Annotated in this window: 19 protein-coding genes and 1 tRNA gene; 12 read left to right on the forward strand and 8 right to left on the reverse strand. The window is 66.9% G+C overall.

The features are described from left to right. Positions 1-11: 11 nt before the first annotated feature. The 3 genes from ACUDCK_RS17495 to ACUDCK_RS17505 form a co-directional block, all read right to left on the reverse strand. Positions 12-743 (reverse strand): hypothetical protein, encoded by a 732-nt coding sequence (locus ACUDCK_RS17495; RefSeq protein ID WP_064526425.1) that lies wholly within the window; start codon positions 741-743, stop codon positions 12-14. 56 nt (positions 744-799) lie between these two features. Next, positions 800-1,096, reverse strand: coding sequence for a hypothetical protein (locus ACUDCK_RS17500; protein ID WP_374700845.1), 297 nt, complete (start codon positions 1,094-1,096; stop codon positions 800-802). Positions 1,097-1,350: 254 nt separating this feature from the next. Further along, positions 1,351-1,437: transfer RNA gene (locus ACUDCK_RS17505), tRNA-Leu, on the reverse strand. Between the two features lie 47 nt (positions 1,438-1,484). Between ACUDCK_RS17505 and dapC the strand changes: the two genes are divergently transcribed. From dapC to ACUDCK_RS17560, 11 genes are all read left to right on the forward strand, one after another. Next, a complete protein-coding gene (dapC, locus tag ACUDCK_RS17510) occupies positions 1,485-2,681 on the forward strand; it encodes a succinyldiaminopimelate transaminase (protein ID WP_175166740.1) in 1,197 nt (398 codons plus the stop codon). A gap of 28 nt (positions 2,682-2,709) precedes the next feature. Further along, positions 2,710-3,531, forward strand: a complete 822-nt coding sequence (gene dapD, locus ACUDCK_RS17515) for a 2,3,4,5-tetrahydropyridine-2,6-dicarboxylate N-succinyltransferase (protein ID WP_006395964.1) — start codon at positions 2,710-2,712, stop codon at positions 3,529-3,531. Further along, positions 3,531-4,745 (forward strand): succinyl-diaminopimelate desuccinylase, encoded by a 1,215-nt coding sequence (dapE, locus tag ACUDCK_RS17520; RefSeq protein ID WP_240317240.1) that lies wholly within the window; start codon positions 3,531-3,533, stop codon positions 4,743-4,745. Before dapD ends, dapE begins: the two co-directional genes overlap by 1 nt. 10 nt (positions 4,746-4,755) lie before the next feature. Further along, on the forward strand, positions 4,756-5,652 hold the full coding sequence (gene prmB / locus ACUDCK_RS17525) for a 50S ribosomal protein L3 N(5)-glutamine methyltransferase (protein WP_049073151.1): 897 nt from the start codon (positions 4,756-4,758) through the stop codon (positions 5,650-5,652). After that, positions 5,649-7,583, forward strand: coding sequence for an ABC-F family ATP-binding cassette domain-containing protein (locus ACUDCK_RS17530; RefSeq protein WP_116791367.1), 1,935 nt, complete (start codon positions 5,649-5,651; stop codon positions 7,581-7,583). Before prmB ends, ACUDCK_RS17530 begins: the two co-directional genes overlap by 4 nt. Before the next feature lie 124 nt (positions 7,584-7,707). After that, entirely contained in the window at positions 7,708-8,196 is a 489-nt protein-coding gene (locus ACUDCK_RS17535; RefSeq protein ID WP_064526411.1) for an RNA polymerase sigma factor, read from the forward strand. Further along, positions 8,193-9,125 (forward strand): FecR family protein, encoded by a 933-nt coding sequence (locus tag ACUDCK_RS17540; RefSeq protein WP_175166739.1) that lies wholly within the window; start codon positions 8,193-8,195, stop codon positions 9,123-9,125. Before ACUDCK_RS17535 ends, ACUDCK_RS17540 begins: the two co-directional genes overlap by 4 nt. 259 nt (positions 9,126-9,384) lie before the next feature. Continuing rightward, positions 9,385-12,015, forward strand: coding sequence for a TonB-dependent receptor plug domain-containing protein (locus tag ACUDCK_RS17545; protein ID WP_175166738.1), 2,631 nt, complete (start codon positions 9,385-9,387; stop codon positions 12,013-12,015). Positions 12,016-12,155: 140 nt separating this feature from the next. After that, positions 12,156-14,792, forward strand: coding sequence for a TonB-dependent receptor plug domain-containing protein (locus ACUDCK_RS17550; protein ID WP_175166737.1), 2,637 nt, complete (start codon positions 12,156-12,158; stop codon positions 14,790-14,792). 128 nt (positions 14,793-14,920) lie between these two features. Further along, positions 14,921-15,583 (forward strand): hypothetical protein, encoded by a 663-nt coding sequence (locus tag ACUDCK_RS17555; protein ID WP_054502113.1) that lies wholly within the window; start codon positions 14,921-14,923, stop codon positions 15,581-15,583. A gap of 183 nt (positions 15,584-15,766) precedes the next feature. Beyond that, positions 15,767-17,152: a cytochrome-c peroxidase gene (locus ACUDCK_RS17560; protein ID WP_175166736.1), complete on the forward strand. Its 1,386-nt coding sequence runs from the start codon at positions 15,767-15,769 to the stop codon at positions 17,150-17,152. 118 nt (positions 17,153-17,270) lie between these two features. On the opposite strand, the gene ACUDCK_RS17565 is transcribed toward ACUDCK_RS17560, so the two are convergent. The 3 genes from ACUDCK_RS17565 to ACUDCK_RS17575 are packed head-to-tail and all read right to left on the reverse strand — an operon-like array spanning position 17,271 to position 21,078. Then, positions 17,271-17,576: a chorismate mutase gene (locus ACUDCK_RS17565; protein WP_006384334.1), complete on the reverse strand. Its 306-nt coding sequence runs from the start codon at positions 17,574-17,576 to the stop codon at positions 17,271-17,273. Between the two features lie 5 nt (positions 17,577-17,581). Further along, positions 17,582-19,873, reverse strand: coding sequence for a UvrD-helicase domain-containing protein (locus ACUDCK_RS17570; RefSeq protein WP_054502111.1), 2,292 nt, complete (start codon positions 19,871-19,873; stop codon positions 17,582-17,584). Continuing rightward, the gene (locus ACUDCK_RS17575; RefSeq protein ID WP_049073143.1) at positions 19,870-21,078 is read right to left on the reverse strand and encodes a DesA family fatty acid desaturase; all 1,209 of its coding nucleotides are present in this window, start codon (positions 21,076-21,078) and stop codon (positions 19,870-19,872) included. Before ACUDCK_RS17575 ends, ACUDCK_RS17570 begins: the two co-directional genes overlap by 4 nt. 326 nt (positions 21,079-21,404) lie before the next feature. On the opposite strand from ACUDCK_RS17575, the gene ACUDCK_RS17580 reads away from it, so the two are divergent. Then, positions 21,405-21,800, forward strand: a complete 396-nt coding sequence (locus ACUDCK_RS17580; protein WP_116791360.1) for a hypothetical protein — start codon at positions 21,405-21,407, stop codon at positions 21,798-21,800. 23 nt (positions 21,801-21,823) lie between these two features. Here ACUDCK_RS17580 and ACUDCK_RS17585 read toward each other — a convergent pair whose 3' ends face one another. Both ACUDCK_RS17585 and purN read right to left on the reverse strand, forming a co-directional pair. Then, positions 21,824-23,206 carry an RsmB/NOP family class I SAM-dependent RNA methyltransferase gene (locus ACUDCK_RS17585; protein WP_175142912.1) on the reverse strand — a complete coding sequence of 461 codons (1,383 nt, stop codon included), beginning with the start codon at positions 23,204-23,206 and terminating at the stop codon, positions 21,824-21,826. Positions 23,207-24,059: 853 nt separating this feature from the next. Further along, positions 24,060-24,725: a phosphoribosylglycinamide formyltransferase gene (gene purN, locus ACUDCK_RS17590; RefSeq protein WP_175166735.1), complete on the reverse strand. Its 666-nt coding sequence runs from the start codon at positions 24,723-24,725 to the stop codon at positions 24,060-24,062. Positions 24,726-24,773: the final 48 nt, after the last annotated feature.

Raw genomic sequence — 24,773 nt, forward strand, 5'->3', positions numbered from 1 at the left:
GGGCCGCCGGTTCAGCCCTGCGCTATGCCGTAGTGCCGATAGAACGCCGCGATCGGCGCCTCGGCCGCCAGCGCCCGCAGCGGAAAGCATGCCGCCAGATCGCGGACATCGCCCGCTCGCGCCCAGCCCGCCTCGAACTCCCGCACGGCTTGCGCTCTCAACGCGCCATCGCGACGCAGGAACTGTCCCCAGAGCGACACGTTGCGAAAGCGATCACCCGCCAGGCGCAGGCTGCCGACATAATCCGCCGGGAAACAGCGCCGGTAGGCCGGCAGGTTGTACAGCCATGACGTTCCCGCCACCCTCCTGGCTGCTGGCCGATCCCGCCGGATGGCATGAAACAGTGACCGCAATTCGTCGATTCTCAGCGGCAGGCGGCTGCCGTTCAGCGGCGATGCCGGCGCCGGCTCGGCATTGCGGAAATGCAGCCGCACGGTGGCGGCATCCTGCATGACGTAGGAAAAACAGCCAGAAACGGCGCCGGACGTGTCCACGCCCGGCCGGTCCGCGCCCAGCCGCAGGTAATGTCGATACGTCCAGTCGCCAATGTCCGGCGCAGCCACGAGCCCGTCGGCGTATTCCCGCCAGGCCGCATGACCGGCATCGAAGTCGCGACCCAGTCCAAACCGGATATAGACATTGGTGTAGTCCATCACGGCGCGCTCCAGGGAAATTCCCGCCAGGGCGCGCGCCGCCTGCGCAAAGCGCAGTTGCAGGTCAAAAAAGGCCTTGCCGTATTCCATCGCGAGCGATTCCGCCAACAAAACGGCCCGCGGTCAGGCGGGCCGTTCCTGTTCGATCAATTGCCGGCGGCGCGGCGCAGCCGGTCCAATTCGGCGCGGTTCAGGCGCTTGGCCTCGTCCTCGGCGTAATCGCGCTCGCCCGCTTCGTACTTGCCGTCATACAGGCAACTGCTGCGGCTCACCCGGCATTCGAGACTGACGCGCGACGAGTCGGGGCCGGATGACGACGCCGGCGCCGACCAGACATTCAGGGGAGAGGAGGAAGAACAGCCCGATGCGAGCCCGGCGAGCAACACCATCAATGCGCCGCGGCCAAGTGATTGAATCGACAACAATTTACCCTCGCTCGACAAGAAAAGCTTCAGGCCTCTTTATAACAAGCGAGACAAATGCGGTACAGGCGCGCGCTACAGGCAAGTGAGCCCGGCGCCCGGGCCGAGGCTTCGATCAGGATTGATCCACCATTTGATTATCAACCATTTGATTAATAAGGACATTCCAAAGGGAGAAAAAATGAAAAGACCCCGAGACACAAACATGTCTCGGGGTCATGGCTCGGAGTCGTGGGACAGTGACGGCGTGGCGCCGGTCACGATCCGAATAGGGTTGGTGCGAAGGAGGGGACTCGAACCCCTACACCTGTTACGGCGTCAGGACCTAAACCTGGTGCGTCTACCAATTTCGCCACCTTCGCAATAGGCCAAGCCCGCTATTGTAGCTTGCTTGTTAAAATCTTGCGTCATGAATCCGCGCCTCGATGCCCTGCACCCCTACCCGTTCGAAAAACTGCGCGCCCTGCTGGCCTCGGCCACTGCGCAACCGGACGGCCTGACGCCCATCAACCTGTCGATCGGCGAGCCCAAACACGCCGCGCCGGAACGCGTTGCGCAGGCCATTCGCGACAACCTTGGCGGACTGTCGGTGTACCCGTCGACCAAGGGCGATCCCGCGCTGCGCCAGGCCATCGCCAACTGGCTGGCACAGCGCTACAGCATCCCGGCACCTGACGCCGAGACCCAGGTGCTGCCGGCGCTCGGCTCGCGCGAGGCGCTGTTCGCCTTCACCCAGACCGTGATCGATCCGGCGGCCGGGTCGGTGGTGATCTGCCCCAACCCGTTCTACCAGATCTACGAGGGCGCCACGCTGCTGGCCGGCGCCACGCCCTATTACGTCAACGCCGACGCGCTGCGCAATTTCGCCTGCGACTGGAACCAGGTGCCGGACGAGGTCTGGAAAAAGACCCGCATGGTGTTCGTCTGCTCGCCCGGCAACCCGGCCGGCAACGTCATGACGCTGGACGAATGGGAAGACCTGTTCGCCCTGTCCGACCGCCACGGCTTCGTGATCGCCTCCGACGAGTGCTACTCCGAGATCTATCTGGACGAAGGCAATCCGCCGCTGGGCGGCCTGCAGGCGGCGCGCCGCCTGGGCCGCAACGACTACCGCAACCTGGTGGCCTTCTCCAGCCTGTCCAAGCGCTCCAACGTGCCGGGCCTGCGTTCGGGTTTCGTGGCGGGCGACGCCGCGTTGATCGGCCGCTTCCTGCGCTACCGCACGTATCATGGCAGCGCCATGAGCCCGCTGGTGTCGGCGGCCAGCATCGCCGCCTGGACCGACGAGGCCCACGTCAAGGACAACCGCCGCCTGTACCGCGAGAAATTCGAGGCGGTGCTGCCGATCCTGCAGAACGTGCTGGACGTGCAGCGTCCGCAGGCCTCGTTCTACCTGTGGGCAGCCACCCCGGGTTCGGATACCGCGTTCGCGCGTGACCTTTACGGCCGTACCGGTGTTACCGTGCTGCCGGGCAGTTTCCTGGCGCGCGAAGCGCGCGGCGTGAATCCCGGGCAGGGGCGCATCCGCCTGGCCCTGGTGGCGCCGTTGGCCGATTGCGTGCAGGCGGCCGAACGCATCGCCCATTTCGTACATACTTCCGTTTGATCAACCTTTTTTGAAAAGCTGAGCCGCTATGACTCTCGACCTCCAGACCACCATCGAAAAAGCCTGGGACGACCGGGCCAACCTGTCGCCCTCCGACGCCAGCGCCGAAGTGCGCGAAGCCGTCGAACACACGATCGACGGGCTGGACCTGGGCCGCCTGCGCGTGGCCGAGAAAATCAACGACGACTGGGTCGTGCACCAGTGGATCAAGAAGGCCGTGCTGCTGTCGTTCCGCCTGTACGACAACGCCATCATGGGCCAGGCCCCGCTGCAGTTCTACGACAAGGTGCCGCTCAAGTTCTCGGAATACGGCGACAACGCCTTCAAGCAAGGCGGCTACCGCGTGGTGCCGCCCGCCGTCGCCCGCCGCGGCGCCTTCATCGGCCGCAACGTGGTGCTGATGCCCTCGTACGTCAACATCGGCGCCTACGTCGATGAAGGCACCATGGTCGACACCTGGGCCACCGTCGGCTCGTGCGCCCAGATTGGCAAGAACGTCCACCTGTCCGGCGGCGTCGGTATCGGCGGCGTGCTCGAGCCGCTGCAGGCCAACCCCACCATCATCGAAGACAACTGCTTCATCGGCGCCCGCTCGGAAGTCGTGGAAGGCGTGATCGTCGAAGAGAACTCGGTGCTGGCCATGGGCGTGTACCTGTCGCAAAGCACCAAGATCTATGACCGCGCCACAGGCAAGGTCACCTACGGCCGCGTGCCGTCGGGTTCGGTGGTGGTGCCGGGTTCGCTGCCCTCGGCCGACGGCTCGCACAGCCTGGCCTGCGCCGTCATTGTCAAGCGTGTCGACGCGCAGACCCGCGCCAAGACCAGCATCAACGATCTGCTGAGGGCGTAATGCGCACGACCGCACGGCCGCCCGAAGGGCGTGCACCCTCCCTTGGGGAGGCAGCCGCGCAGCGGCAGGAGGGCCAACCTCCCTCGGTTGTTCTGGATCTGGTCAAGGACCTGATCGCCCGTCCGTCGGTCACCCCGGCGGACGCCGATTGCCAGGCGACGCTGGCCGCGCGCCTGGCGCCGCTCGGCTTCACCTGCGAAACCATCGCCCAGGGCGGCGTCACCAACCTGTGGGCGCGCCGTGGCAGCGCCGCGCCGCTGGTGGTCTTCGCCGGCCACACCGACGTGGTGCCCCCGGGCCCGCGCGAGAAGTGGGAAAGCGACCCCTTCGTGCCCACCGAGCGCGACGGCTACCTGTACGGCCGCGGCGCCGCCGACATGAAAAGCTCGATCGCGGCCTTCGTGGTGGCAGCCGAGGAATTCGTGGCGGCCAACCCGCGGCACGGCGGCTCGATCGCCCTGTTGATCACGTCGGACGAGGAAGGCCCGTCGATCGACGGCACCGCCATCGTCTGTGACGCGCTCAAGGCGCGCGGCGAGCAGATGGACTACTGCATCGTCGGCGAACCCACCTCGGGCGACGTGCTCGGCGACACCTGCAAGAACGGCCGCCGCGGCTCGCTGTCGGGCACGTTGACGGTCAAGGGCATCCAGGGCCACGTGGCCTATCCGCACCTGGCGCGCAACCCTGTGCACCAGTTGGCGCCGGCGCTGGCCGAGATCGTCGCGATCGAGTGGGATCAGGGCAACGAGTACTTCCCGCCGACCACGTTCCAGGTCTCGAACCTGAACTCGGGCACGGGCGCCACCAACGTGGTGCCAGGCGAGGCGGTGGCGCTGTTCAACTTCCGCTTCTCCACCGCCAGCACGCCGGAAGGCCTGAAGGCGCGGGTGCACGAAGTGCTGGACCGCCATGGCCTGGAATACACGCTGGACTGGGAACTGGGCGGCGAGCCTTTCCTGACCCCGCGCGGTTCGCTGACCGATGCGCTGGTGCAGGCCATCCAGGCCGAGACCGGCGTGACGGCCGAGCTGTCGACCACCGGCGGCACGTCCGATGGCCGCTTCATCGCCAAGATCTGCCCGCAAGTCATCGAGTTCGGCCCCTGCAACGCCACGATCCACAAGGTCAACGAGCGTATCGAGCTGGCCTCGCTGGACCCGCTGAAAAACATCTATCGGCGCACGCTGGAAAACCTCCTGCCCGCCGCTTAAAAAGCCTCTCATGTATCAATCCGCCCGCCAAGAACTGCTGACCCTGCGCGACCTGATCCGCTACGGCGTATCGCGCCTGAACGCCGCCCAGGTGGCGCTGGGACACGGCAGCGACAACGCCTGGGACGAGACGGTCTACCTGGTCCTGCACGCGCTGCACCTGCCGCTGGACACGCTGGAGCCCTTCCTGGACGCCCGCGTGCTCACCGAGGAACGCAACCGCGTGCTGGAGCTGATCGACCGCCGCGTCACCGAGCGCGTGCCGGCCGCGTATCTCACCAACGAGGCCTGGCTGCGCGGGCATCGCTTCTACGTGGACGCGCGCGTCATCGTGCCGCGCTCGCCCATCGCGGAGCTGCTGGACGAAGGCCTGTCGCCCTGGGTGCAGGACGCACAGGCCGTCGACAGCGTGCTGGACATGTGCACCGGCTCGGGCTGCCTGGCGATCCTGTCGGCCCTGGCCTTCCCCTACGCTCAGGTGGACGCCGTCGACGTGTCGCCAGACGCGCTGGAAGTCGCCCGCCGCAACGTCGATGACTACGGCCTGGGCGATCGCCTCGCGCTGCACCAGAGCGATCTGTTCGACAGCCTGCCCGAACGCCAGTACGACGTCATCGTCTGCAACCCGCCCTACGTCAACAGCGGCTCGATGGACGTGCTGCCGCAGGAATACCGCCACGAGCCGCACCTGGCCCTGGCCGGCGGCGCCGACGGCATGGACCTGGTGCGCCGCATCTTGCAGGCGGCCCCGCGCTACCTGTCGGAGAACGGCGTGCTGGTGCTGGAGATCGGCCACGAGCGCGATTTCTTCGAAGCCGCCTTCCCTGAGCTGTCGCCGGTGTGGCTGGATACGGAAGCAGCGTCCGACCAGTTGCTGCTGCTGACCCGCGAGCAGTTGACGACGTGATCCGCGCCTCTGGATTGACCCTGCGTCGCGGCACCAAGGTGCTGCTGGACGACGCCGAATTCGTGGTGCACCCGGGCGAACGCGTCGGCATCGTCGGCAAGAACGGCGCCGGCAAGTCGTCGCTGTTCGCGCTGCTGACCGGCGCGCTGGACCTGGACGCCGGCAACCTGGCGCTGCCGGCCGGCTGGCGCATCGCCAGCGTCGAACAGGAACTGCATGCCGACGACCGCCCCGCGCGTGAATTCGTCATCGACGGCGACACGCCGCTGCGCGCCCTGCAGGCACGCCGCGCCGAGCTGACCGACGACCAGGGCACGCAGATCGCCGAGGTCGAAGCGGCGCTGGTCGAGGCCGGCGCCTGGAGCGCGGCCTCGCGCGCCGAGCAGTTGCTGGCCGGCCTGGGCTTCAAGCCGGCCGAATGGACCCAGCCGGTGGCAAGCTTCTCCGGCGGCTGGCGCATGCGCCTGGCGCTGGCGCGCGCACTGATGGCGCCGTCCGAACTGCTGCTGCTGGACGAGCCCACCAACCACCTGGACCTGGACGCCATGCTGTGGCTGGAGAAATGGCTGGCCGCCTATCCCGGCACCGTCATGCTGATCTCCCACGACACCGAGTTCCTGGACGCGGTGGCCAAGTCCATCCTGCATTTCGATCACGCCAAGCTGGTGCGCTACCGCGGCGGCTACGGCGACTTCCTGACGCAGCGCGCCGAGCGCCTGCGCCAGACCAACATCGCCTACGAACGCCAGACGCGCGAAGCCGCGCGCCTGCAGGGCTTCATCGACCGCTTCAAGGCCAAGGCCTCCAAGGCCAAGCAGGCCCAGAGCCGGGTCAAGGCCCTGGCGCGCATGCAGGTGTTGGCGCCGCTGCACGCCGAGGCCGGCATCGACATCCGCATCCCCTCGCCCGACCAGGTGCCCGATCCGCTGCTGACGCTGGAACACCTGTCGGCCGGCTACACCGACGCGGCCGGCAACGAAGTGCCGATCCTGCGCGACGTGACGCTGATGGTGCGCGCCGGCAGCCGCGTCGGCGTGCTGGGCGCCAACGGCGCCGGCAAGAGCACGCTGATCAAGACCCTGGCCGAGGAACTGCCGGTGCAGGCCGGCGAACGCCGCGCCTCGCGCGGGCTGGCGATCGGCTATTTCCACCAGCACCAGCTCGACATGCTGGACGTGGACAGCACGCCGCTGGCCCACCTGGCGCGGCTGTCGCCGGAAACGCGCGAGCAGGAATTGCGCAACTACCTGGGCGGCTTCGGCTTCTCGGGCGACACGGTCAACAGCAAGGTCGGACCAATGTCGGGCGGCGAAAAGGCCCGCCTGGCCCTGTCGCTGATCGTCTGGCAGAAGCCCAACCTGCTGCTGCTGGACGAGCCCAGCAACCACCTGGACGTCGAGACGCGCGAGGCCCTGGCCGCCGCGCTGGCCGAGTTCGGCGGCAGCATGCTGCTGGTCTCGCATGATCGCCATCTGCTGCGCACCACCGTGGACAGCTTCTGGATCGTGGCCGACGGCGCCGTGCGCGAATTCGACGGCGACCTGGAGGACTACCGCGACTGGCTGGCGGCCCGCAACGCCGGCGAACGCGCCGAGGCCGCCCGCGAGAACGCCGAGAATGGCGAGGCCGTGGTCGACCGCAAGGCGCAACGCCGCGCCGAGGCCGAGCAGCGCCAACGCCTGTCGGCGCTGCGCAAGCCGCTGGAAGCCAGGCTGGCCAAGGTCGAGACCGAAATGGAGAAGCTGCGCGCCAAGCTGCAGGCCCTGGACGCGGTGATCGCCGACCCGGACCTGTATTCCGATGCGCGTCGCGCCGAGCGCCAGAAAGTCATGGCCGAACATGGCGAACACGGCAAGCGCATGGAGACGCTGGAGGAACAGTGGCTGGAATTGCAGGGCTCGCTCGAAGAAATCGAACAGGGCGAAGCCTGAGCCGCGGGCGGGACGGCATGGGCCGTCCGCCCTTTCCCTCGGGGCGCAACACCCAATAACAATAATAATTATCATTTATAATTCGACGCGAATCTGACTCTATCTGGCGCGAGGCGTCAGCGACATGTCTTCGCTTACCGATGTATTTCTGCGGCACTACCGCGAAGTGCTGGGCTTTCTGGCCATGCGCACTGGCTCGCGCGACGTGGCCCAGGACTGCGCCCAGGACACCTGGATCAAGCTGGCCGAGTTCCAGGACAAGACCCTGCCGGACAACCACCGGGCCTATGTCTTCCGCGTGGCGGCCAACATCGCCACCGACTGGCACCGCCGCCGGGGCCGCGAACTGAACGTGGTGGCCGACTATGCCGCCACGCAGCCGCCCGCCTTCGAGGCCGACACGCTGGAAGTGGCTTCGGCCAACCAACTGCTGCGGCGGCTCGAAACCGCCCTGCTGCGCCAGCCGCGCCGCAGCCTCGACGTCTTTGTCCTGCATCGCCACGAAGGACTGACCTACCGCGCCATCGCCGAGCGTTTCGCGATTTCGGTGAGCGCGGTCGAGAAACACATGATGCGCATCCTGCTGGCCTGCGACCAGGCGCTGTCGGCATGAGCAAGACCAGCACCCCGGGCAATTCCGCCACCGCGGACGAGCAGGCCTCGCGCTGGGTGATCCGCCACAGCGGCCAGCCGCTCGATGCACAGGCGCAGGCCGAGTTCGACGCCTGGTACCACGCCGATCCCCGCCATGCCGCCGCCTACGACAGGCTGGCGCGGGTGTGGCGCCGCATGGGCGAGATCGACCGCGGAAAATTGGCTGCCCGCCCGCCGCGCAAGCGCCATACGGCGCTGGCGCTGGCACTCGTCGCCGCCACCGGCACGACCGCGTACGCGCTGCGCGACTTCCAGCCTGGCGCCGACTACGCAAGCGACACGCAGCCGCTGCGCGTCGCCCTGCCCGATGGCTCGCGCGCCATCCTGGACGCGCATTCGGCGATCGCCGTGGACTTCGGCCCCGACAGGCGCGAGGTGCGCCTGCTGGCCGGCCAGGCGCTGTTCGAGGCCGCGCCGCGCGGCACCGCAGGCCCGGCCTTCAGCGTGGTGACGGCGGACGCCAGCGCCACGGCCCTGGGCACCCGCTACGCGGTCGCGCGCGACCGCGACGCGACGCGCGTCACCGTCTACACGCACCAGGTGGCGGTGCAATGCCTGGCCTGTGCGGACCGGCAACCGCAAACGCTGGACGCCGGGCAACGCATCGCGGTTTCGGCTGAAGGCATGGTCCAGGATGCGGCGCCGCATGAAACCGCGCCCGCCTGGAGCCAGGGAATGCTGGCCTTCAACAACACCGCATTGCCCGAGGCGGCCGCGCAGTTGGCGCGCTACACCGGCAGGCACATCCTGGTGCTGGGCGAGCTGGCGCGCGACACCCGAGTGTCGGGCACGGCCGGCGTCGCCGACCCCAAGCGGGCGCTCGACCTGCTGCTGGCGCAGACCAAGGTGCGCATCACCGACCTGCCGGGTCTGCTGATCCTGCGCTGATCACGCCCCCCGCCGCGGACCTTCCCGTCCGGCGGCGACTCCCCCGATGAGTCTTGCGGATCGGGCGCGGCCCGGGTCGCCCGACCTGGAAGTCCCGTGAGTGACCGGGACGGACAAGCGCATTCGCCGCGCTGCCCGTTTCGATCAATGCCAATCGGTAAATAAGAATCAATATAAATTATTCATCAATTCTGCAATGAGGGGTTGCGTCCTACGCCGCGTCCTACGGCTGACATCAACAGCAGCGTAGGACGTTTTCATGCCTTTCCCTCTTGACCGCAAACGCCGGCCCGGCGCCTCGGCCGCCCTCCTTTGCGTCATGCTGGCCATTGCCGCGCCCGTCATCGCCCAGCCGCCCGCGCGCACCATCGCGTATGACCTCCCGTCGCAGCCGCTGGGCGACGCCCTGCTCGCGCTCGGCCGCCAATCGGGCCTGGAGATCTCGTTCCCGCCAGCCGCCGTGGCCGGCAAGATGTCGCCCGCGCTGCAAGGCGAGTATTCCGCCCTGCTCGCGCTGGACCGCCTGCTGGCCGGTTCCGGACTGGCGCTGCGCGCCGAAGGTCCGGGCCGCTATATCGTCTTCGTCGACAAGGCACATCCCTTCTCCACCTCGCGGCTGGAGCCGGTGCGTGTCTACGGCGAACAGGCCGGCGAACGCACCTATGGTCAGCAGGAGATCGCCGAAACGCCTTCCTCCAACCGCGACCTGAGCACGCTGGTGGCAAGCCACCCGGCGGTGCGCACGAATCCGGGCGCGGCCGGCTCACAGAACCGCGGCTCGCTCAACGTCGAGGACATCTCCTTTCACGGCGCCAGCCCCTACCAGAACCTGTTCCAGATCGACGGCATCGACGCCACCAACCGCGTCGACCCGGCCAGCAAGAACCTCAACCTGCAGGTCGGCAACGTGCCCAGCAATCCGCAGTCGTACTTCGTCGACACCAGCCTGCTGGAAGCCGTGCGGGTGTACGACAGCTTCGTGCCGGTCGAATACGGCCGCTTCACCGGCGGCGTGGTCGATGCGCGCCTGCGCCGCTTTTCCGGCGAGAACCACCTGAAGTTCGACTACCGCTGGAACACGTCGAAGATGACGCGGCAGCATGTAGCCGAGGGCGAGGAGAATAGCTGGGCGCAGGGCCAGCCGGGCTATTCCCCCGAATGGAAGAAGCGTTTCTATTCGGCCGTGGGCGACTTCGCCTTCAACGACAAATCCGGCGTGGTGCTGGCCATGTCACGCCGCGAATCCGACATCACGCGCTGGAACATGGGCGTGGACGACAAAGGCCAGCCGCAACAGGGCCAGGACACCTACCGCGACCGCGTCGACAACTTCCTGGGCAAGTTCAGCGTGCGCGCCAGTGCCGACACCACCGCCGACCTGACGCTGAAATACAGCGACCGCAGCGAGACCTTGTCGAGCTACCTGTTCCGCGACACGCACTGGGACAACAACCACGGCGCCTACGGCCTGAGCGGCAACCTGGACCACCTGTTCCAGGGCGGCCGCGTCTCGCTGCAGGCCGGCTGGGACCACGCCACCAGCGATCGCCAGTCGGTCGGCGATGAACTGGTGACCTATCAACCCTACCGACTGCCGCAATACACCGCGGGCGGCTTCGGCAAGGAGCAGACGCGGCAGGACACCTGGACCCTCAAGGGCCGCGTCGACCTGGATCCGGTGCGCACCGGCATCTTCACCCACAGCCTGTACGCGGGCGCCGATCTGCAACAGGTCGACGCTGGGTTCAAGCGCTTCCAGGATTCGTATTCGTTCCGCCGCGCCTACAACAACAAGGGCACCTACCAGGACTTCAGCAAGGTCCACTACCTGCCCGGCACGGTCAACGTGAAATACAACATGGCCAGCGTGTACCTGTCCGACCGCATCGAGTGGCAACGGCTGGCGCTGGACGCCGGGTTGCGCTACGACCGCGAGACCTTCCTGGGCAACGCCAACGTGTCGCCGCGTACCCGCCTGGAATGGGACTTGCTGGGATCGGGCGACACGCTGCTGAGCGCGGGCTGGTCGCGTTACTACGGCGGCGAGGTGCTGGAGACGGCGCTGGAGGCCGAGCGCAGCCGCCTGCGCCGCCAGGTGCTGGACAGCAAGGGCAGGCCCGTGGCCGATGGCGGCAAGGAGTACTTTGTGGATTACCGCGGCCTGCGCATGCCCTACGACGACGAATGGGCGGTGTCGCTGCGCCAGCGCATGGCAGGCATCGAGGGCTTGCTGAGCTACGTGCATCGCAACGGCCGCGACCAATGGACCAAGAGCGGCACGCAGGCCACCGGCTACACCTACAACAACGACGGCTTCTCCACCACCGACGGCGTCAGCCTGACGCTGCGCACGCTGGAGCCCTGGCGCCTGGGGCCGACGCGCTGGAACATGCAGGCATCGTGGAGCTGGCAGAAGCGCAAGACCAACGGCGACCTGGTCACGGGCTATACCGCCGATGCCCGCGATCCGGATGACCGGGTGATCTACAACGGCTCGGAGATCCGCGCCATCGACTTGCCGCCCAGCACCTTCTACCAGCCCCAGGTCGCTACGCTCACGCTGATCGGCGCCTACCCGCGCGCCGGCCTGACCTGGAGCAACAAGCTGAACTGGCGCAGCAAGCGCGACGCCACCATCTACGTTGGCGTCGGCCCGCGCCCGCAATACCTCGACCGCTACGAATCCGGCGAGCTGCCATCGTACTGGACCTGGGACACCAAGCTGGCGTGGCAGCCGACCTTCGCGCGCAACCTGGAATTCACGGTCGAAGTGCTGAACCTGCTGAACCGCATGCCGGCGGTCACGGCCAGCAATCCCAACCTGAAGGCCAACCGCAGCACGTTCCAGTCGGGACGCGAACTGTGGCTGCAGGTGGGATATCGGTTCTGAAGCGGGCCTGACACGGGGCGCAAGCATTCATCCGGTCTGACTTCGACGCGTCGCATGGCTTACCGGCCGGTTTGACGCTGAGGTTCCCCGTCGACCGCCGCGTCCTATGGCTGGTTTCCAATCAGCCATAGGACGCTCGCATGCCTCTCTCATTCAACGGCCGTTTCCGCGCCAACGCGTCGGCCGCGATCTTCTGCGCCACGCTGGCCATGGCCGCCCCCGCCCTGGCCCAGTCGCCCAACCGCACCTTCGACTATGACATTCCAGCGCAACCGCTGGGCGACGCCTTGCTGGAACTGGGTCGCCTGTCCGGCCTGCAGATCTCGTTCCCGCCGGCCGCCGTGGCCAATAAGGCCTCGTCCGCCCTGCGGGGAGAAACGTCGGCGCTGGCGGCGCTGAACCAGTTGCTGGCAGGCTCCGGCCTGGCGCTGCGCGCCGACGGGCCGGGACGCTATATCGTCTTCGAGGACAAGGCCAATCCGTTCTCGGCATCGCGGCTTGAGCCGGTACGCGTCTACGGCGAGCAGATTGGCGGGCGCCTCTATAGCCGCGAGGAGATCGCGGAAACGCCGTCGTCCAACCGGGACCTGAGCACGTTGGTGGCGACGCATCCGGCGGTCCGCACCGACCCCGGCGCGGCGGGTTCGAAGAATCGGGGATCGCTGGACGTCGAGGAGATTTCATTCCATGGCGCCAGCCCCTACCAGAATCTGTTCCAGATCGATGGCATGGACGCCACCAACCGCGTAGACCCGGCTAGCAAGAATCCGAACCTGGTCGTCAACAACGTGCCCAGCAATTCGCAGTCCTACTTCGTCGACACCAGTCTGCTGGAATCGGTGCAAGTGCATGACAGCTTCGTGCCTGTGGAATACGGTCACTTCACTGGCGGCGTGGTAGATGCAAAATTGCGCCGGTTCTCCGGGCAGAACCATCTGAAGCTGGACTACCGTTGGAACAGCTCCAACATGACCCGACAGCGCACGGCGCATGGCGATGAACAAAAGTGGTCACAGGGCCACTTCGACTACTCACCCAAGTGGAAGAAGAACTTCTATTCGGCGCTGGGCGATGTCGCATTCAGCGAAAAGGCCGGCATGGTATTGGCATTGTCTCGTCGCCAATCCGACATCACGCGGGCAGCCATGGGCGTTGACGACAAGGGTCAACCGGAGTTGCGCGAGGGAACCTACCGCAGCCAGATCGATAACCTTCTGGGCAAATTCAGTGTGCGTCCCGCCCCGGACACCGTCGCCGACCTGACGCTGAAATACAGCGAGTATCGCCAGGCCCTGGCCGACGCCTATTTCCGCGACACCACCTGGGACAATTATCACAGCGGACGGGGCGTCGACGGCAATCTGGAACATCGATTCCAGGGCGGACGCTTTTCTCTGCAAGCGGGCTGGGATCGCGCCACCAGCCACCGGCAATCGGTTCGTGAAGAGTTTGTTTCCTATTTCACTCCGCCGATCAAAAAGGTCCAGTACGCGGTGGTGGGCTTTGGCAAGGAGCAGACGCTGCAGGACACCGGCGTTCTCAAGGGCCGCGTTGACCTGGATCCGCTACGCACCGGCATGTTTGCCCACACCGTCTACGCGGGTTCAGAGCTGCGGCAGACCCACGCTCGATTCAAGCGATTTCAGGATGCCTATGCGTACCGCCGCAGCCAGTTCGCCGATGGCACTGTCCAAGACAGCAATAGAACCCACTACCTTCCCGGGACGGCCGCGGTAAAGCATCACACTGCCAGCCTGTATCTGTCGGACCGCATCGAATGGCAACGACTGGCCCTGGATGCCGGGCTGCGCTACGACCGCGACAGCTTTCTTGGCAACGACAATCTGGCGCCCCGCACGCGCCTGGATTGGGACATGTTCGGAACGGACGACACCGTGCTGAGCATGGGATGGTCGCGCTACTACGGCGCACAGATACTGGGCATCGCCATGGAGGCGGAGCGCGCGCGCCTGAAACTGCACGAGACGGACAAGAATGGAAACCCGATCGCGGATGGCCGCAAGCCGTATACGGTGGAATACAAGGGGTTACGCACGCCGTATGACGACGAATGGGCGATATCGCTGCGCCAACGAGTGGCGGGTCTGGAGGGCGCGCTGAACTATGTGCATCGCAACGGGCGGGACCAGTGGACAAACGTCAACGTCAACGCCAACACCTCCCGATACAACAGTGATGGTCATTCCACGACCGACGGCATCAACATGACCGTGCGTACGCTTCATCCGATTGCCCTGGGAAGGACCCGCTGGACCATGCGCGCCACCTGGGGCTGGCAGCGGCGCCGCGCCAACACCGAGTTGGCCAAGGGCTACAACGACCACGCGGGGGATCCTGATGAACAGGTGCTATATAACGACGCGCGGATTCGCGCCTTCGACCTGCCAACCAATTCGTTCTTCCAACCGCAAGTCGCCACCTTGACCCTGACCGGAGCCTACCCGGGCGCGGGCCTCACGTGGAGCAACGCATTCAACTGGCGCAGTGCGCGCGACGCGATTTTCTATACAGGCAAAGGTCCGGCTCCGGAATTTCTCAACAGCTACACATCGGAGAAGTTGCCATCCTACTGGACCTGGGACACCAGGTTGAAATGGCAGCCCACGTTCGCACGCAACCTGGACCTGACCATCGAAGTTCTGAACCTGCTCAATCGCATGCCTGCGGTCACGGGCAATAGACCCAAACTCACGGCGGACCATCGCACCTATCAATCCGGACGCGAGCTCTGGTTGCAGGTCGGCTATCGCTTCTGACCGACAAATCAGACGATGCGGCATGGAGCGCCGCGGCCTTCGTCCCTAACATGCGCCGTGGCCATCCCGGCCACGGCGCGGGTTCTCCATCGGGACGCCAGTCGCGCCGTCACGCAGGAGCTATTTGCATGGCCTTGAGCCGATCCCAGACCGAAATCAAAGCCGCCATCGCGGAACACGGCCGGCAGCGCGGCTTCAGCCCCCCGACCATCCAGATCGCAGCGGACATTGCCTACATCGAATCGGCGTTCGGCGCCTCGCCGCGGTGCCCCGACGCCAGCTCAAGCGCATCGGGCCTGTTCCAGTACACGGACGAGGCCTGGTACGCGCATCATCAAGCCGTGGGCGAAAAGGACGCCCCGGGCAGCCAGATCGCTGCTTTCTACACCGACCTGGCGACCTACGCGGCCTGGTACCACAGTCCCGCCACCAATCGCCATATCCCCGACGACATGCCGCTGGGGGAATTCGTCTTCGTCATGCACCACGGCGGGCGGGGCGGACCGGTCTTGTTCAAGGACACCGCGCGCGATCTCTATCGCAAGCATGTCACCGACGATACCCGGTTGCTGACCGCCACCCATCCCGCCCCCCGCCCCGGCGCGCTCGTGCTCGACGCCGAGGCCTACACCGGCTATCCGGTGGCGGGTGACAGCGCGGGATGCATCAAGATCGGCCCGAACGGCGTGGCGTATATCGACTACATCCTGGAACCCCTGCTGTCGCGAGCGGAACGGCGCGGCATCGTCGAGCGGGATCCCGCCGGGGCATTCCGCCTTCTTGGCGAATGAGGGACCGGCAAGGCAAAGCCAGCCACGACGCGGCGCCAACCAAGGCGCCTGGCACGGGTCATCGGCCCTCATGCGCCAATCAAAAAATCGATATCCATATAAATTATTCATCGATTGCGTGCTGAGGTATTGCAATCGTCGCAGCGTCCTACGCCTGACACCAACGCGACACGGAACGTATCGATGCCCCTGCGTGGCAAATCCCGGCTCCGGCAGAACGCCCTGGCCGCCGTCCTGCATGCCATTCCGCTGGCCCTCGTGCTCGCCACCCCGTCCACCGCTTCTGGCCAGCAGCGCGCCGCCACGCCATCCGGCATCGCGCCCAGCGCCGCCGCTTGCCACGACCCGGCGGGCTGGAACATCGCCTGCCTGCGCGCGCGCTATTCCGGACCCACGGCCGGTTGGCCCGCGCCCACCATCGACGTCGGCGTGCAATGGCATGAATGGGCGCCGGTCCCGCCCGTCGCCGACCCGCCGCTGCAATGGACCGCCGCCAATTCCGGCCAGGCCGAACTGGCCGCCGACGTGGCGCGGCCGGCAATCGTGGCGCTGGGTCAGATGCTGTTCTTCGATACCCGCCTGTCGCGCAAGGGCCAAATCTCCTGTGCCTCCTGCCACCAACCGCAGCGCGCCTTCACGGACGGTTTGCCGCTCGCGGTGGGCGAGGACAAGCTGATGGGCCGGCGTCGCTCCACGCCGCTGTATGCCGCGCCGTTCGCGCCCCGGCTGTTCTGGGACGGGCGCGCGTCCAGCCTCAAGGAGCAGGTGATGGGGCCGCTGCACGACCCGCGGGAAATGAACCATGACGCCGCCGGGGCAGTGGCGCGACTGCGGGAGAGCGACATGTATCCTGCGCGCTTCCTGGACGCGTTCGGCGGCGCGACGGCGGCGTCTTCTCCAGCGACTGCATCGGCTTCATCAACAGTTGCGCCGGCTTCATCAGCGGCTGGCTCAACGGCATCGGCATCGGCATCGGCATCGGCATCGGCATCGGCATCGGCGGCAATGATACCGACAGCTCAAGCGCCTGGGGCATCGACCACGGCATCCGCCATCGACGCCGACCGCCTGGCGCGCGCACTGGCCGCCTACGTGGCCTCGCTGCGCCCGGGGAAGACCCGCTTCGACGACTTCCTCGCTGGCCGCGTCGATGCGCTGGACGACACCGAGCTACTGGGCCTGCACCTGTTCCGCACGCAGGCGCGCTGCATGAACTGCCACAATGGCCCCTTGCTCACCGACCATCAGTTCCACAACATCGGCCTGTCGTTCTACGGCCGCCGCAACCAGGACCTGGGGCGCTATGAAGCCACGCGCGATCCCGCCGACCTGGGCAAGTTCCGCACGCCGAGCCTGCGCAACGTTGCGCAGGCCGGCCCGTGGATGCACAACGGCCTGTTCCCGGATCTGCGGGGGCTGCTGCGGATGTACAACGCCGGCATCGGCCGAGAGACGCCGCCGGCCGATCCCCCGGACCCGTATGCGCCGCGCAAGTCGGAACACATCAAGCCGCTCGACCTGAGCCCGGCCGAGATCGACGCCCTGCTGGCGTTCCTGAAAACGTTGTAGCGGACGCCGCCGACCCCGCGCCGCGGAAAAAAGAATGGCCGCGGCTGGAGCCGCGGCCATGGAACTGCCGTTGCGCATGGTGACGGCGGCCAAGCAGGCCACCGGCCACCCCCACGCATCACGAGTAGGGACGCTCGCGCAACCGGGTGTGGTGATCGACCACCGTGTCGATCACTTCGCGCAGGATGGTTTCGGCCAGGGCCGGGGGCACGCCGGCCTCTTCGGCCAGGCGCCGGATGCGCTGGACCTGCTGGTCTTCGCGCACCGGGTCCACCAGGTCCATGTCGTTGGCTTGCTTGAGCTCGCCGATCATGTCCGTGCAGCGAAAACGCACGCCCAGCAGCAGGATGATCTGCTGGTCGATCTCGTCGACTTCGGCGCGCAGCGATGCCAGTTCGGCTTTCGGGGAGTCTTGATTGGCCATGTCTATCAACCTTGAACGATATCCAGCTTGGCGATGCCGAGAGCCAGCGTCTTGGAACCGACATCGCGGAAATGGATTTCCGCCTGCGCGTCCTGCCCCGCGCCGCTCAGGCTGACGATGGTGCCGTCGCCGAAACGCGCGTGGTGCACGCCCTGTCCCACACGATACTGCTTGTCGCCCACCGTGACGCCGGAGGCCGTGCCGCGCGGTTGACGCGGCGCAATGGTGTTGGTGGGCTTGCGGCCGAAGGCGTCGCCGCGGTTGCCGTTCCAGCCGCCGCCGGCGCTCAGCGACGGTGTCAGGCCGGCCTTGGGCGACAGCCACTTCAGGTGCTGCTCGGGAATTTCGTCGAGAAAGCGCGACCGCATGGCGTAGCGCGTCTGGCCATGCAGCATGCGGCTTTGCGCCAGGCTGATGTACAGGCGCTGGCGCGCGCGGGTGATCGCCACATACATGAGGCGGCGCTCTTCTTCCAGGCCGGACTGCTCCAGGATGCTGTTCTCGTGCGGGAACAGGCCTTCCTCCAGGCCGGTGATGAAGACGGCGTCGAACTCCAGGCCCTTGGCCGCGTGCACGGTCATGAGCTGCACGGCGTCCTGGCCCTGTTGCGCCTGGTTGTCGCCGGCTTCGAGCGCGGCATGCGACAGGAAGGCCGCCAGCGGCGTCAGGCCGTCGGACACCACCGGCGCCGCATCGACCACGCCGGGCATCAGCGTGCTGGAGGTGTCCTGGTCGGGCACCACGCCGGCGGGCATGCCGTCGTAGTTTTCCTCGGACGCGAACACCGCCGCGGCGGTGATCAGTTCGTTCAGGTTTTCGAGGCGCTCGGCGCCTTCGCGCTCGGCCTTGTAGTGCGCGTTCAGGCCGCTGGCCTCGAGCATGTGCTCGACCATTTCTGGCAGCGGCAGGTCGCGCGTTTCCTCTGTGAGACGATGGATCAACTGGGCGAACTGGGCCAGGTTGGAGCCGCCCTTGCCGGCCACCAGCGCCACCGCCGAGTACAGGCTGGAATCATGCGCGCGCGCCGCGTCGGCCAGTTGTTCCAGCGTGCGCGCGCCGATTCCGCGCGTGGGGAAATTCACCACCCGCATCCACGACGTGTCGTCGTGCGGGTTGGCCATCAGGCGCAAGTAGGCGAGCGCGTGCTTGATTTCCTGGCGCTCGAAGAAGCGCAGGCCGCCGTAGACCTTGTAGGGAATGCCGGCCGAGAAGATGGCGTGTTCGATCACGCGCGACTGCGCGTTGCTGCGGTAGAGCACGGCGATCTCGCGGCGCAGGCTGCCTTCGTGGATCAGCGAACGGATCTCGTCGACGATCCATTGCGCTTCCATGCCGTCCGAGGGCTGTTCGATGACGCGCACCGGTTCGCCTTCACCCTGGTCGGTCCAGAGGTTCTTGCCCAGGCGGCCGCTGTTGTGGCCGATGAGCGCGTTGGCCGAATCCAGGATGTGGCCGTACGAGCGGTAATTCTGCTCCAGGCGGATGACGGTGCCGCGGGCGTAGTCGCGCTCGAAGTCGGACATGTTGCCGACGTTGGCGCCGCGGAACGCGTAGATCGACTGGTCATCGTCGCCCACCGCGAAGATCGCCGCGCCGCCGCCAGCCAGCAGCCGCAGCCACTTGTACTGCAGCGTGTTGGTGTCCTGGAACTCGTCGACCAGGATGTGGCGGAAACGGCGCTGGTAGTGCTCGCGCACCGGCGCGTTGCGCGACAGCAGTTCGTAGGCGCGCAGCAGCAGCTCGGCGAAGTCGACCACGCCTTCGCGCTGGCACTGGGCTTCGTAGAGCTGGTAGATCTCGATCAGGCGACGGCGGTGCGCGTCATAGGCTTCGACGTCGGCGGGGCGCAAGCCCTCTTCCTTGGCGCCGTTGATGAAGCGCTGCACGTCGCGCGGCGGATATTTCTCGTCGTCGACGCCATTAGCCTTCATCAGCCGCTTGATGGCGGCGAGCTGGTCCGTGACGTCGAGGATCTGGAAGGTCTGCGGCAGGCCGGCGTCGCGATGATGCGCGCGCAGCATGCGGTTGCACAGGCCGTGGAAGGTGCCGATCCAGAGGCCGCGCGTATCGATCGGCAGGATGGCCGACATGCGCGCCAGCATTTCGCGGGCGGCCTTGTTGGTGAACGTGACGGCCAGCAGCCCAAAAGGCGAGGCCTGGCCGGTTTGAATCAGCCAGGCCATGCGGGTGGTGAGCACCCGGGTCTTGCCGCTGCCCGCCCCGGCCAGGACCAGGGCGTGCTGCGGTTCTAACGTTACTGCGGCGCGTTGTTCAGGATTGAGCTTCTCTAGCATCATGCCGCGTAGCGGCGCAGACGTTGAGCGAATTGCTCGAGCCCGGCGATGCCGCTTTGCTGGGCGCGCTGGCACCAGGCCTGCAGGTCATGGAGGAGCTGTTCGCTGCTGGCGCTGGAGCTTTCCCAGATACGGCCGAGTTCGCGGCGCATCTGCACCAGCGTCGACAGCGACTTGTTCTGGGCGATGGCCTTGTCCACGGCTTCGAGCTGTTCCGGCTGGAGGATGTCCTCGTTGCGGTGGATGGCGCGGCGCACCTTGTGCAGCTTGGTCCAGCCGCAATCGGCGTTGCCGTCCTGGCGCGAGGCCTTCAGCTTGGCGAGTTCCTCGCGGGCGGCGCTCTTGATCACGTCCGCGTAGCGGGCCATGACTTCGTAGCGGTGCGTGATCACGCCCTGCAGCGTGCGCAGGTCGATGCCGGTCTTGGAATCATCCAGCTTGAGCTTGGGCGCGACCTTCTTGATCTTGGCCAGGCCCAGGAACTTCAGGATGTTGATGTAGCACCAGCCGATGTCGAACTCGTACCACTTGGCCGAGAACTTGGCCGACGTGCCGTGGGCGTGGTGGTTGTTGTGCAGCTCTTCGCCGCCGATCACGATGCCCCAGGGGAACACGTTGGTGCTGGTGTCCGGGCTGTTGTAGTTGCGGTAGCCCCAGTAGTGGCCGATGCCGTTGACGACGCCGGCCGCCCAGAAGGGGATCCAGGCCATCTGCACCGCCCACACCGTGACGCCGATCGCGCCGAACAGGGCGATGTCGATGGCGAGCATGGTCAGCACGCCCCACAGGCTGTGCTTGCTGTAGACGTTGCGTTCGAGCCAGTCGTCAGGCGTGCCGTGGCCGAACTTGGCCATGGTTTCCTTGTTGTTGGATTCTTCGCGGTAGAGCTCGGCGCCGCGGAACAGCACCTTCCAGATGCCGAACAGGATGGGCGAATGGGGATCGCCTTCCTTTTCGCACTTGGCGTGGTGCTTGCGGTGGATGGCAACCCATTCCTTGGTGACCATGCCGGTCGTCATCCAGAGCCAGAAGCGGAAGAAGTGCATGACGGCCGGATGCAGGTCCAGGCCCCGGTGCGCCTGGCTGCGGTGCAGGAAGACGGTGACGGACACAATGGTGATGTGCGTCATGACCAGGGTGAAAACGACGATCTGCCACCAAGTGGCTTGGGTCAGACCGCCGGCAATGAAGGAGAGGATGTAATCCATAAAGCTGTAATGAGCCTCGCTTGAAGAGTGCCTGAAGTTTAGCTTACCTTTGCCGCGTTATGACAATGGAGTTTCAAAATAGTTTTTGAGGGAAATCAAGGACTAAGCCCTGCTTTTGACCACACTACGCCAGGCGCGCGACCGAGTCGGCGCGACCCTTGGCGACGATGACGACGCATCCCGGGCCGGGACGCGCCCACGTCGGACACTTCGTTTTGGCTACGCGTCGCGATTAAAGTTCCTGTCAGGCTGGCACGCGCTGTCTTGCGGGCGCCACGGGTCTGGCGCACACTTCGGTCCGCTATCACCGTCTCTTCCGCCTCACGATGTTCCGCGAAAAAACCCGTCCCTATTTTATTGCCCTCCTGGCCGCCGCCGGTCTGGCCGCCGCGGCGCCCACGCATGCCCAGTCGCTGAAAATTGGGGACGTTACCGTGCTGGCGTCCTATTACGAGATCCGCGGCTCTGACTGCCTGGCGCTGCGCGCGCCCCGCGTCACCATCACGCTGCAACCGCGCCTGGGGGTCGCCAGCATCGTCCAGACGCGCGGCCAGTCCGGCGACTCGGGACGTTGCGCGTACAAGACAGTGCCGGTGGCGCAACTGGTCTACCAGGCCAACCAACCCGGGTCGGATTCGCTGGCCTGGGAAGTGAAATACCAGAATAAGACCATCGGAACGCGCCGGTACAGCGCGACGCTGGGCATCGCGCCGGCTCCCTGAGCCAGCGCGGGGCTAGCCGCCGCTCAGGAAGCCGGCCTGGCCTGATCCGCCTCGCTGAACGCTTCCGAGGCCACCGGTTCCAGGGACTCCTGGGCGACGGGCGCCTCGGCAGTGCCGACACCCTCTTCGTGCGGCGCTTCGGCGTCCGACTGCGCCTCGGCTTCGCCTTCCGCTGCGGTGACAGCCTTCTTGCGGCGCTCGAACACGGCGGCGAAGAAGCCGTCGGTGCCATGCAGGTCCGGACGCAGTTGGACGTAGGGCCCCTCCAGCTTCAGGTTGTCGCAACGGGCAGCCAGGATCTCGGCCGCGTCCACCCGCTCGAAATCCGGATGGCTGGCCAGGAAGCGGTCGGCCTGCACTTCGTTTTCCTCGGCCAGCAGGCTGCAGGTGGCGTACACCAGGCGGCCGCCGGGCGCCACGCAGCGCGCGGCGCTATTGAGGATGCGTTCCTGCAGTTGTCCCAGTTCAGCCAGCGACTCGGGGTGCTGGCGCCACTTCAGGTCGGGGTTGCGGCGCAAGGTGCCGATGCCGCTGCAGGGCGCGTCGACCAGCACGCGCTGGGCCTTGCCGGCCAGGCGCTTGACGCGGGCGTCGTTCTCGCTGTCGATCGCCACCGGCACCACGTTCGACAGGCCGCTGCGTGCAAAGCGCGGCTTGGCTCGCGCCAGGCGGGCGGCCGAGACGTCAAAGGCGTAGAGGCGGCCGGTCGAGCGCATCAGCGCGCCCAGCAGCAGGGTCTTGCCGCCGGCGCCGGCGCAGAAGTCGATGATCATTTCGCCGCGGCGCGGCGCCACCAGCAGGGCCAGCAACTGGCTGCCTTCGTCCTGCACCTCGATACTGCCGTTCTCGAACTGCGGCCAGCGGTTGATGGCCGGACGGCCTTCCATGCGGATGCCCCAGGGCGAGTACGGCATCGGCACGGGTTCGTAGCGGCCGGCGCTCTGCTGCAGTTCCGCCAGCATGGCGTCACGCTCGACCTTGAGCGGGTTGACACGCAGGTCCAGGCTGGCCTGGCGGTTGAGGGCCTCGATCAGGGTTTCGGGGCTTTCCATGGCGCCCAGGCGCTCGTCGAGCCAGTCAGGGATGCTGCCGCGCACGGCGCGCGGCAGCGTCGCCAGGTCGATCTGCAGCACGCGTTGCAGCCATTCCGCCTCGGCCGCGTCCAGGCCTTCACGCAGCGCTTCCGTGCCGAGGGTGGCGGCCAGGCCCAGGATGGCCAGGCGGCGCGAAGCCGGCCCGACGCCACTTTCGCCGAACTGGCGGTAGCGGCGCAGGTGGCGCAGCACGTCGTAGACGGCTTCGGCCACTTCCGAACGGTCGCGCGCGCCCAGGCCGGGATGGCCACGCAGCCAGTGCGACAAGGCGGCGTCTGCCGGGTAGGTCCATTGCAGGATCTCGCCCAGCACGCGCTGCACCTGGTCGATACGGCTGGCGGCATACGACAGGCGCGGCCGGTTGAATTGCGGCTTTTGCGGGGCGGCGTCACGCCGGCCCTGGCCTTCGCGGCGGTCGGAACCGGGGAAACCACGCTCGCCGCCACGGCCTTCGCCGCGCGGAGCGTCGTAGGACGGGCGCGAATCCGGACGACCGAAGGCTTCACGGCGATCCGAACCGAAGGAGCCGCGCTCGCCGCCGCGGCCTTCGCCGCGCGAAGCGCCATGGGAGGGACGCGAATCCGGGCGACCCTGGCCTTCAGGGCGGTCCGAACCGAAGGAGCCGCGCTCACCGCCACGGCCTTCGCCACGCGAAGCGCCGTAGGACGGGCGCGAATCCGGACGGCCGTAGCCTTCGCGGCGGTCCGAACCGAAGGAACCCCGTTCACCGCCATGGCCTTGGCCCTCACGGCGCTCCGAGCCGTACGAGCCACGCTCGCCACGCGGCGCGTCATAGGAAGGGCGCGGCGTCGGGCGGCCCGAGCCTTCGCGCCGGTCGCCGCCGAAGGAACCGCGTTCGCCGCGGCCTTCGCCGCGTGGCGCGTCATAGGACGGACGTGGGGTCGGACGGCTGTCGCGGCGCTCGTCCGAACGGCCTTCGCGGCCACCGGCGGCGCGCTCGGGGCGCGGCGCGCGTTCCTGGGCGACGCGGGCCTCGCCCTTGGGGCGCGAGAAGAAGGACCGGCCGTCACGCTCTCCAGCGGCTGCCGGGCGGGAACGCGGGGATTGGGGTTTGCTCATGGTGTATTCCAGTGGGGCGGACACATGCCGCCCGATAAATGCGATTCAGGGCCGTCGGCGGCCCGGCTGCGCGGCTGGCGTCGGCTCAGGCCGCCGCGGACCAGGTGAACAGGCGGTCGGGATCTCCCTGCACGTCCACCCGGTGGTCATTCGTCAGGGTAACCCGGCCTTCGGCGAGCCAGCGCACGGCGGTCGGAAAAGCCTGGTGCTCGACTTCCAGCACGCGTTCGGCCAGCATTTCGGGCGTGTCGCCAGCCAGGACCGGCACGCAGCCCTGGGCAATGATGGGGCCATGGTCCAGCACCGGCGTCACGAAATGCACGGTGCAGCCATGCACCCGCACCCCGGTGGCCAGCGCCTGGGCGTGCGTGTGCAGCCCCGGGAACGCCGGCAGCAGCGACGGATGGATGTTGACCAGGCGGCCGCTGTAGCGATTGACGAAGCCGGGGGTCAGCACCCGCATGAAGCCGGCCAGGATGACGTAGTCCGGCGCGTGCAGGTCGATTTCCGTGGCCAGCGCGGCGTCGAACGCTTCGCGGCTGGCATAGTCCTTGTGGTACAGCGCCGCCGTGGCGATGCCCTGGGCCGCGGCCCATTCCAGGCCGGCGGCGTCCGGCCGGCTGGCGATCACGGCGGCGATCGTGGCGGGCCAGCTCTGTTGGCGACAGGCCTGGACCAGCGCCTGCATGTTGCTGCCTCGTCCCGAGATCAGGATGACGATGCGGCGCGGTGGTGTAGAAGTTTCCGGCAAGATGAGCGATCCAAATTGGGGATGACGAACAATCCCGTAATCCAAAAT

It is taken from the genome of Achromobacter sp. CF-sbj1-Ac2-l, assembly GCF_052698165.1.

What these genes read in the sequence shown, in the direction of transcription:
- dapC (WP_175166740.1), top strand. Translation starts at nt 1,485, where the DNA reads ATGAATCCGCGCCTCGATGCCCTGCACCCCTACCCGTTCGAAAAACTG.
- ACUDCK_RS17550 (WP_175166737.1), top strand. Translation starts at nt 12,156, where the DNA reads ATGCCTCTCTCATTCAACGGCCGTTTCCGCGCCAACGCGTCGGCCGCG.
- prmB (WP_049073151.1), top strand. Translation starts at nt 4,756, where the DNA reads ATGTATCAATCCGCCCGCCAAGAACTGCTGACCCTGCGCGACCTGATC.
- ACUDCK_RS17575 (WP_049073143.1), bottom strand. Translation starts at nt 21,078, where the DNA reads ATGGATTACATCCTCTCCTTCATTGCCGGCGGTCTGACCCAAGCCACT.
- ACUDCK_RS17535 (WP_064526411.1), top strand. Translation starts at nt 7,708, where the DNA reads ATGTCTTCGCTTACCGATGTATTTCTGCGGCACTACCGCGAAGTGCTG.
- ACUDCK_RS17540 (WP_175166739.1), top strand. Translation starts at nt 8,193, where the DNA reads ATGAGCAAGACCAGCACCCCGGGCAATTCCGCCACCGCGGACGAGCAG.
- dapD (WP_006395964.1), top strand. Translation starts at nt 2,710, where the DNA reads ATGACTCTCGACCTCCAGACCACCATCGAAAAAGCCTGGGACGACCGG.
- dapE (WP_240317240.1), top strand. Translation starts at nt 3,531, where the DNA reads ATGCGCACGACCGCACGGCCGCCCGAAGGGCGTGCACCCTCCCTTGGG.
- ACUDCK_RS17560 (WP_175166736.1), top strand. Translation starts at nt 15,767, where the DNA reads ATGCCCCTGCGTGGCAAATCCCGGCTCCGGCAGAACGCCCTGGCCGCC.
- ACUDCK_RS17580 (WP_116791360.1), top strand. Translation starts at nt 21,405, where the DNA reads ATGTTCCGCGAAAAAACCCGTCCCTATTTTATTGCCCTCCTGGCCGCC.
- ACUDCK_RS17495 (WP_064526425.1), bottom strand. Translation starts at nt 743, where the DNA reads ATGGAATACGGCAAGGCCTTTTTTGACCTGCAACTGCGCTTTGCGCAG.
- ACUDCK_RS17555 (WP_054502113.1), top strand. Translation starts at nt 14,921, where the DNA reads ATGGCCTTGAGCCGATCCCAGACCGAAATCAAAGCCGCCATCGCGGAA.
- ACUDCK_RS17565 (WP_006384334.1), bottom strand. Translation starts at nt 17,576, where the DNA reads ATGGCCAATCAAGACTCCCCGAAAGCCGAACTGGCATCGCTGCGCGCC.
- ACUDCK_RS17545 (WP_175166738.1), top strand. Translation starts at nt 9,385, where the DNA reads ATGCCTTTCCCTCTTGACCGCAAACGCCGGCCCGGCGCCTCGGCCGCC.
- ACUDCK_RS17570 (WP_054502111.1), bottom strand. Translation starts at nt 19,873, where the DNA reads ATGATGCTAGAGAAGCTCAATCCTGAACAACGCGCCGCAGTAACGTTA.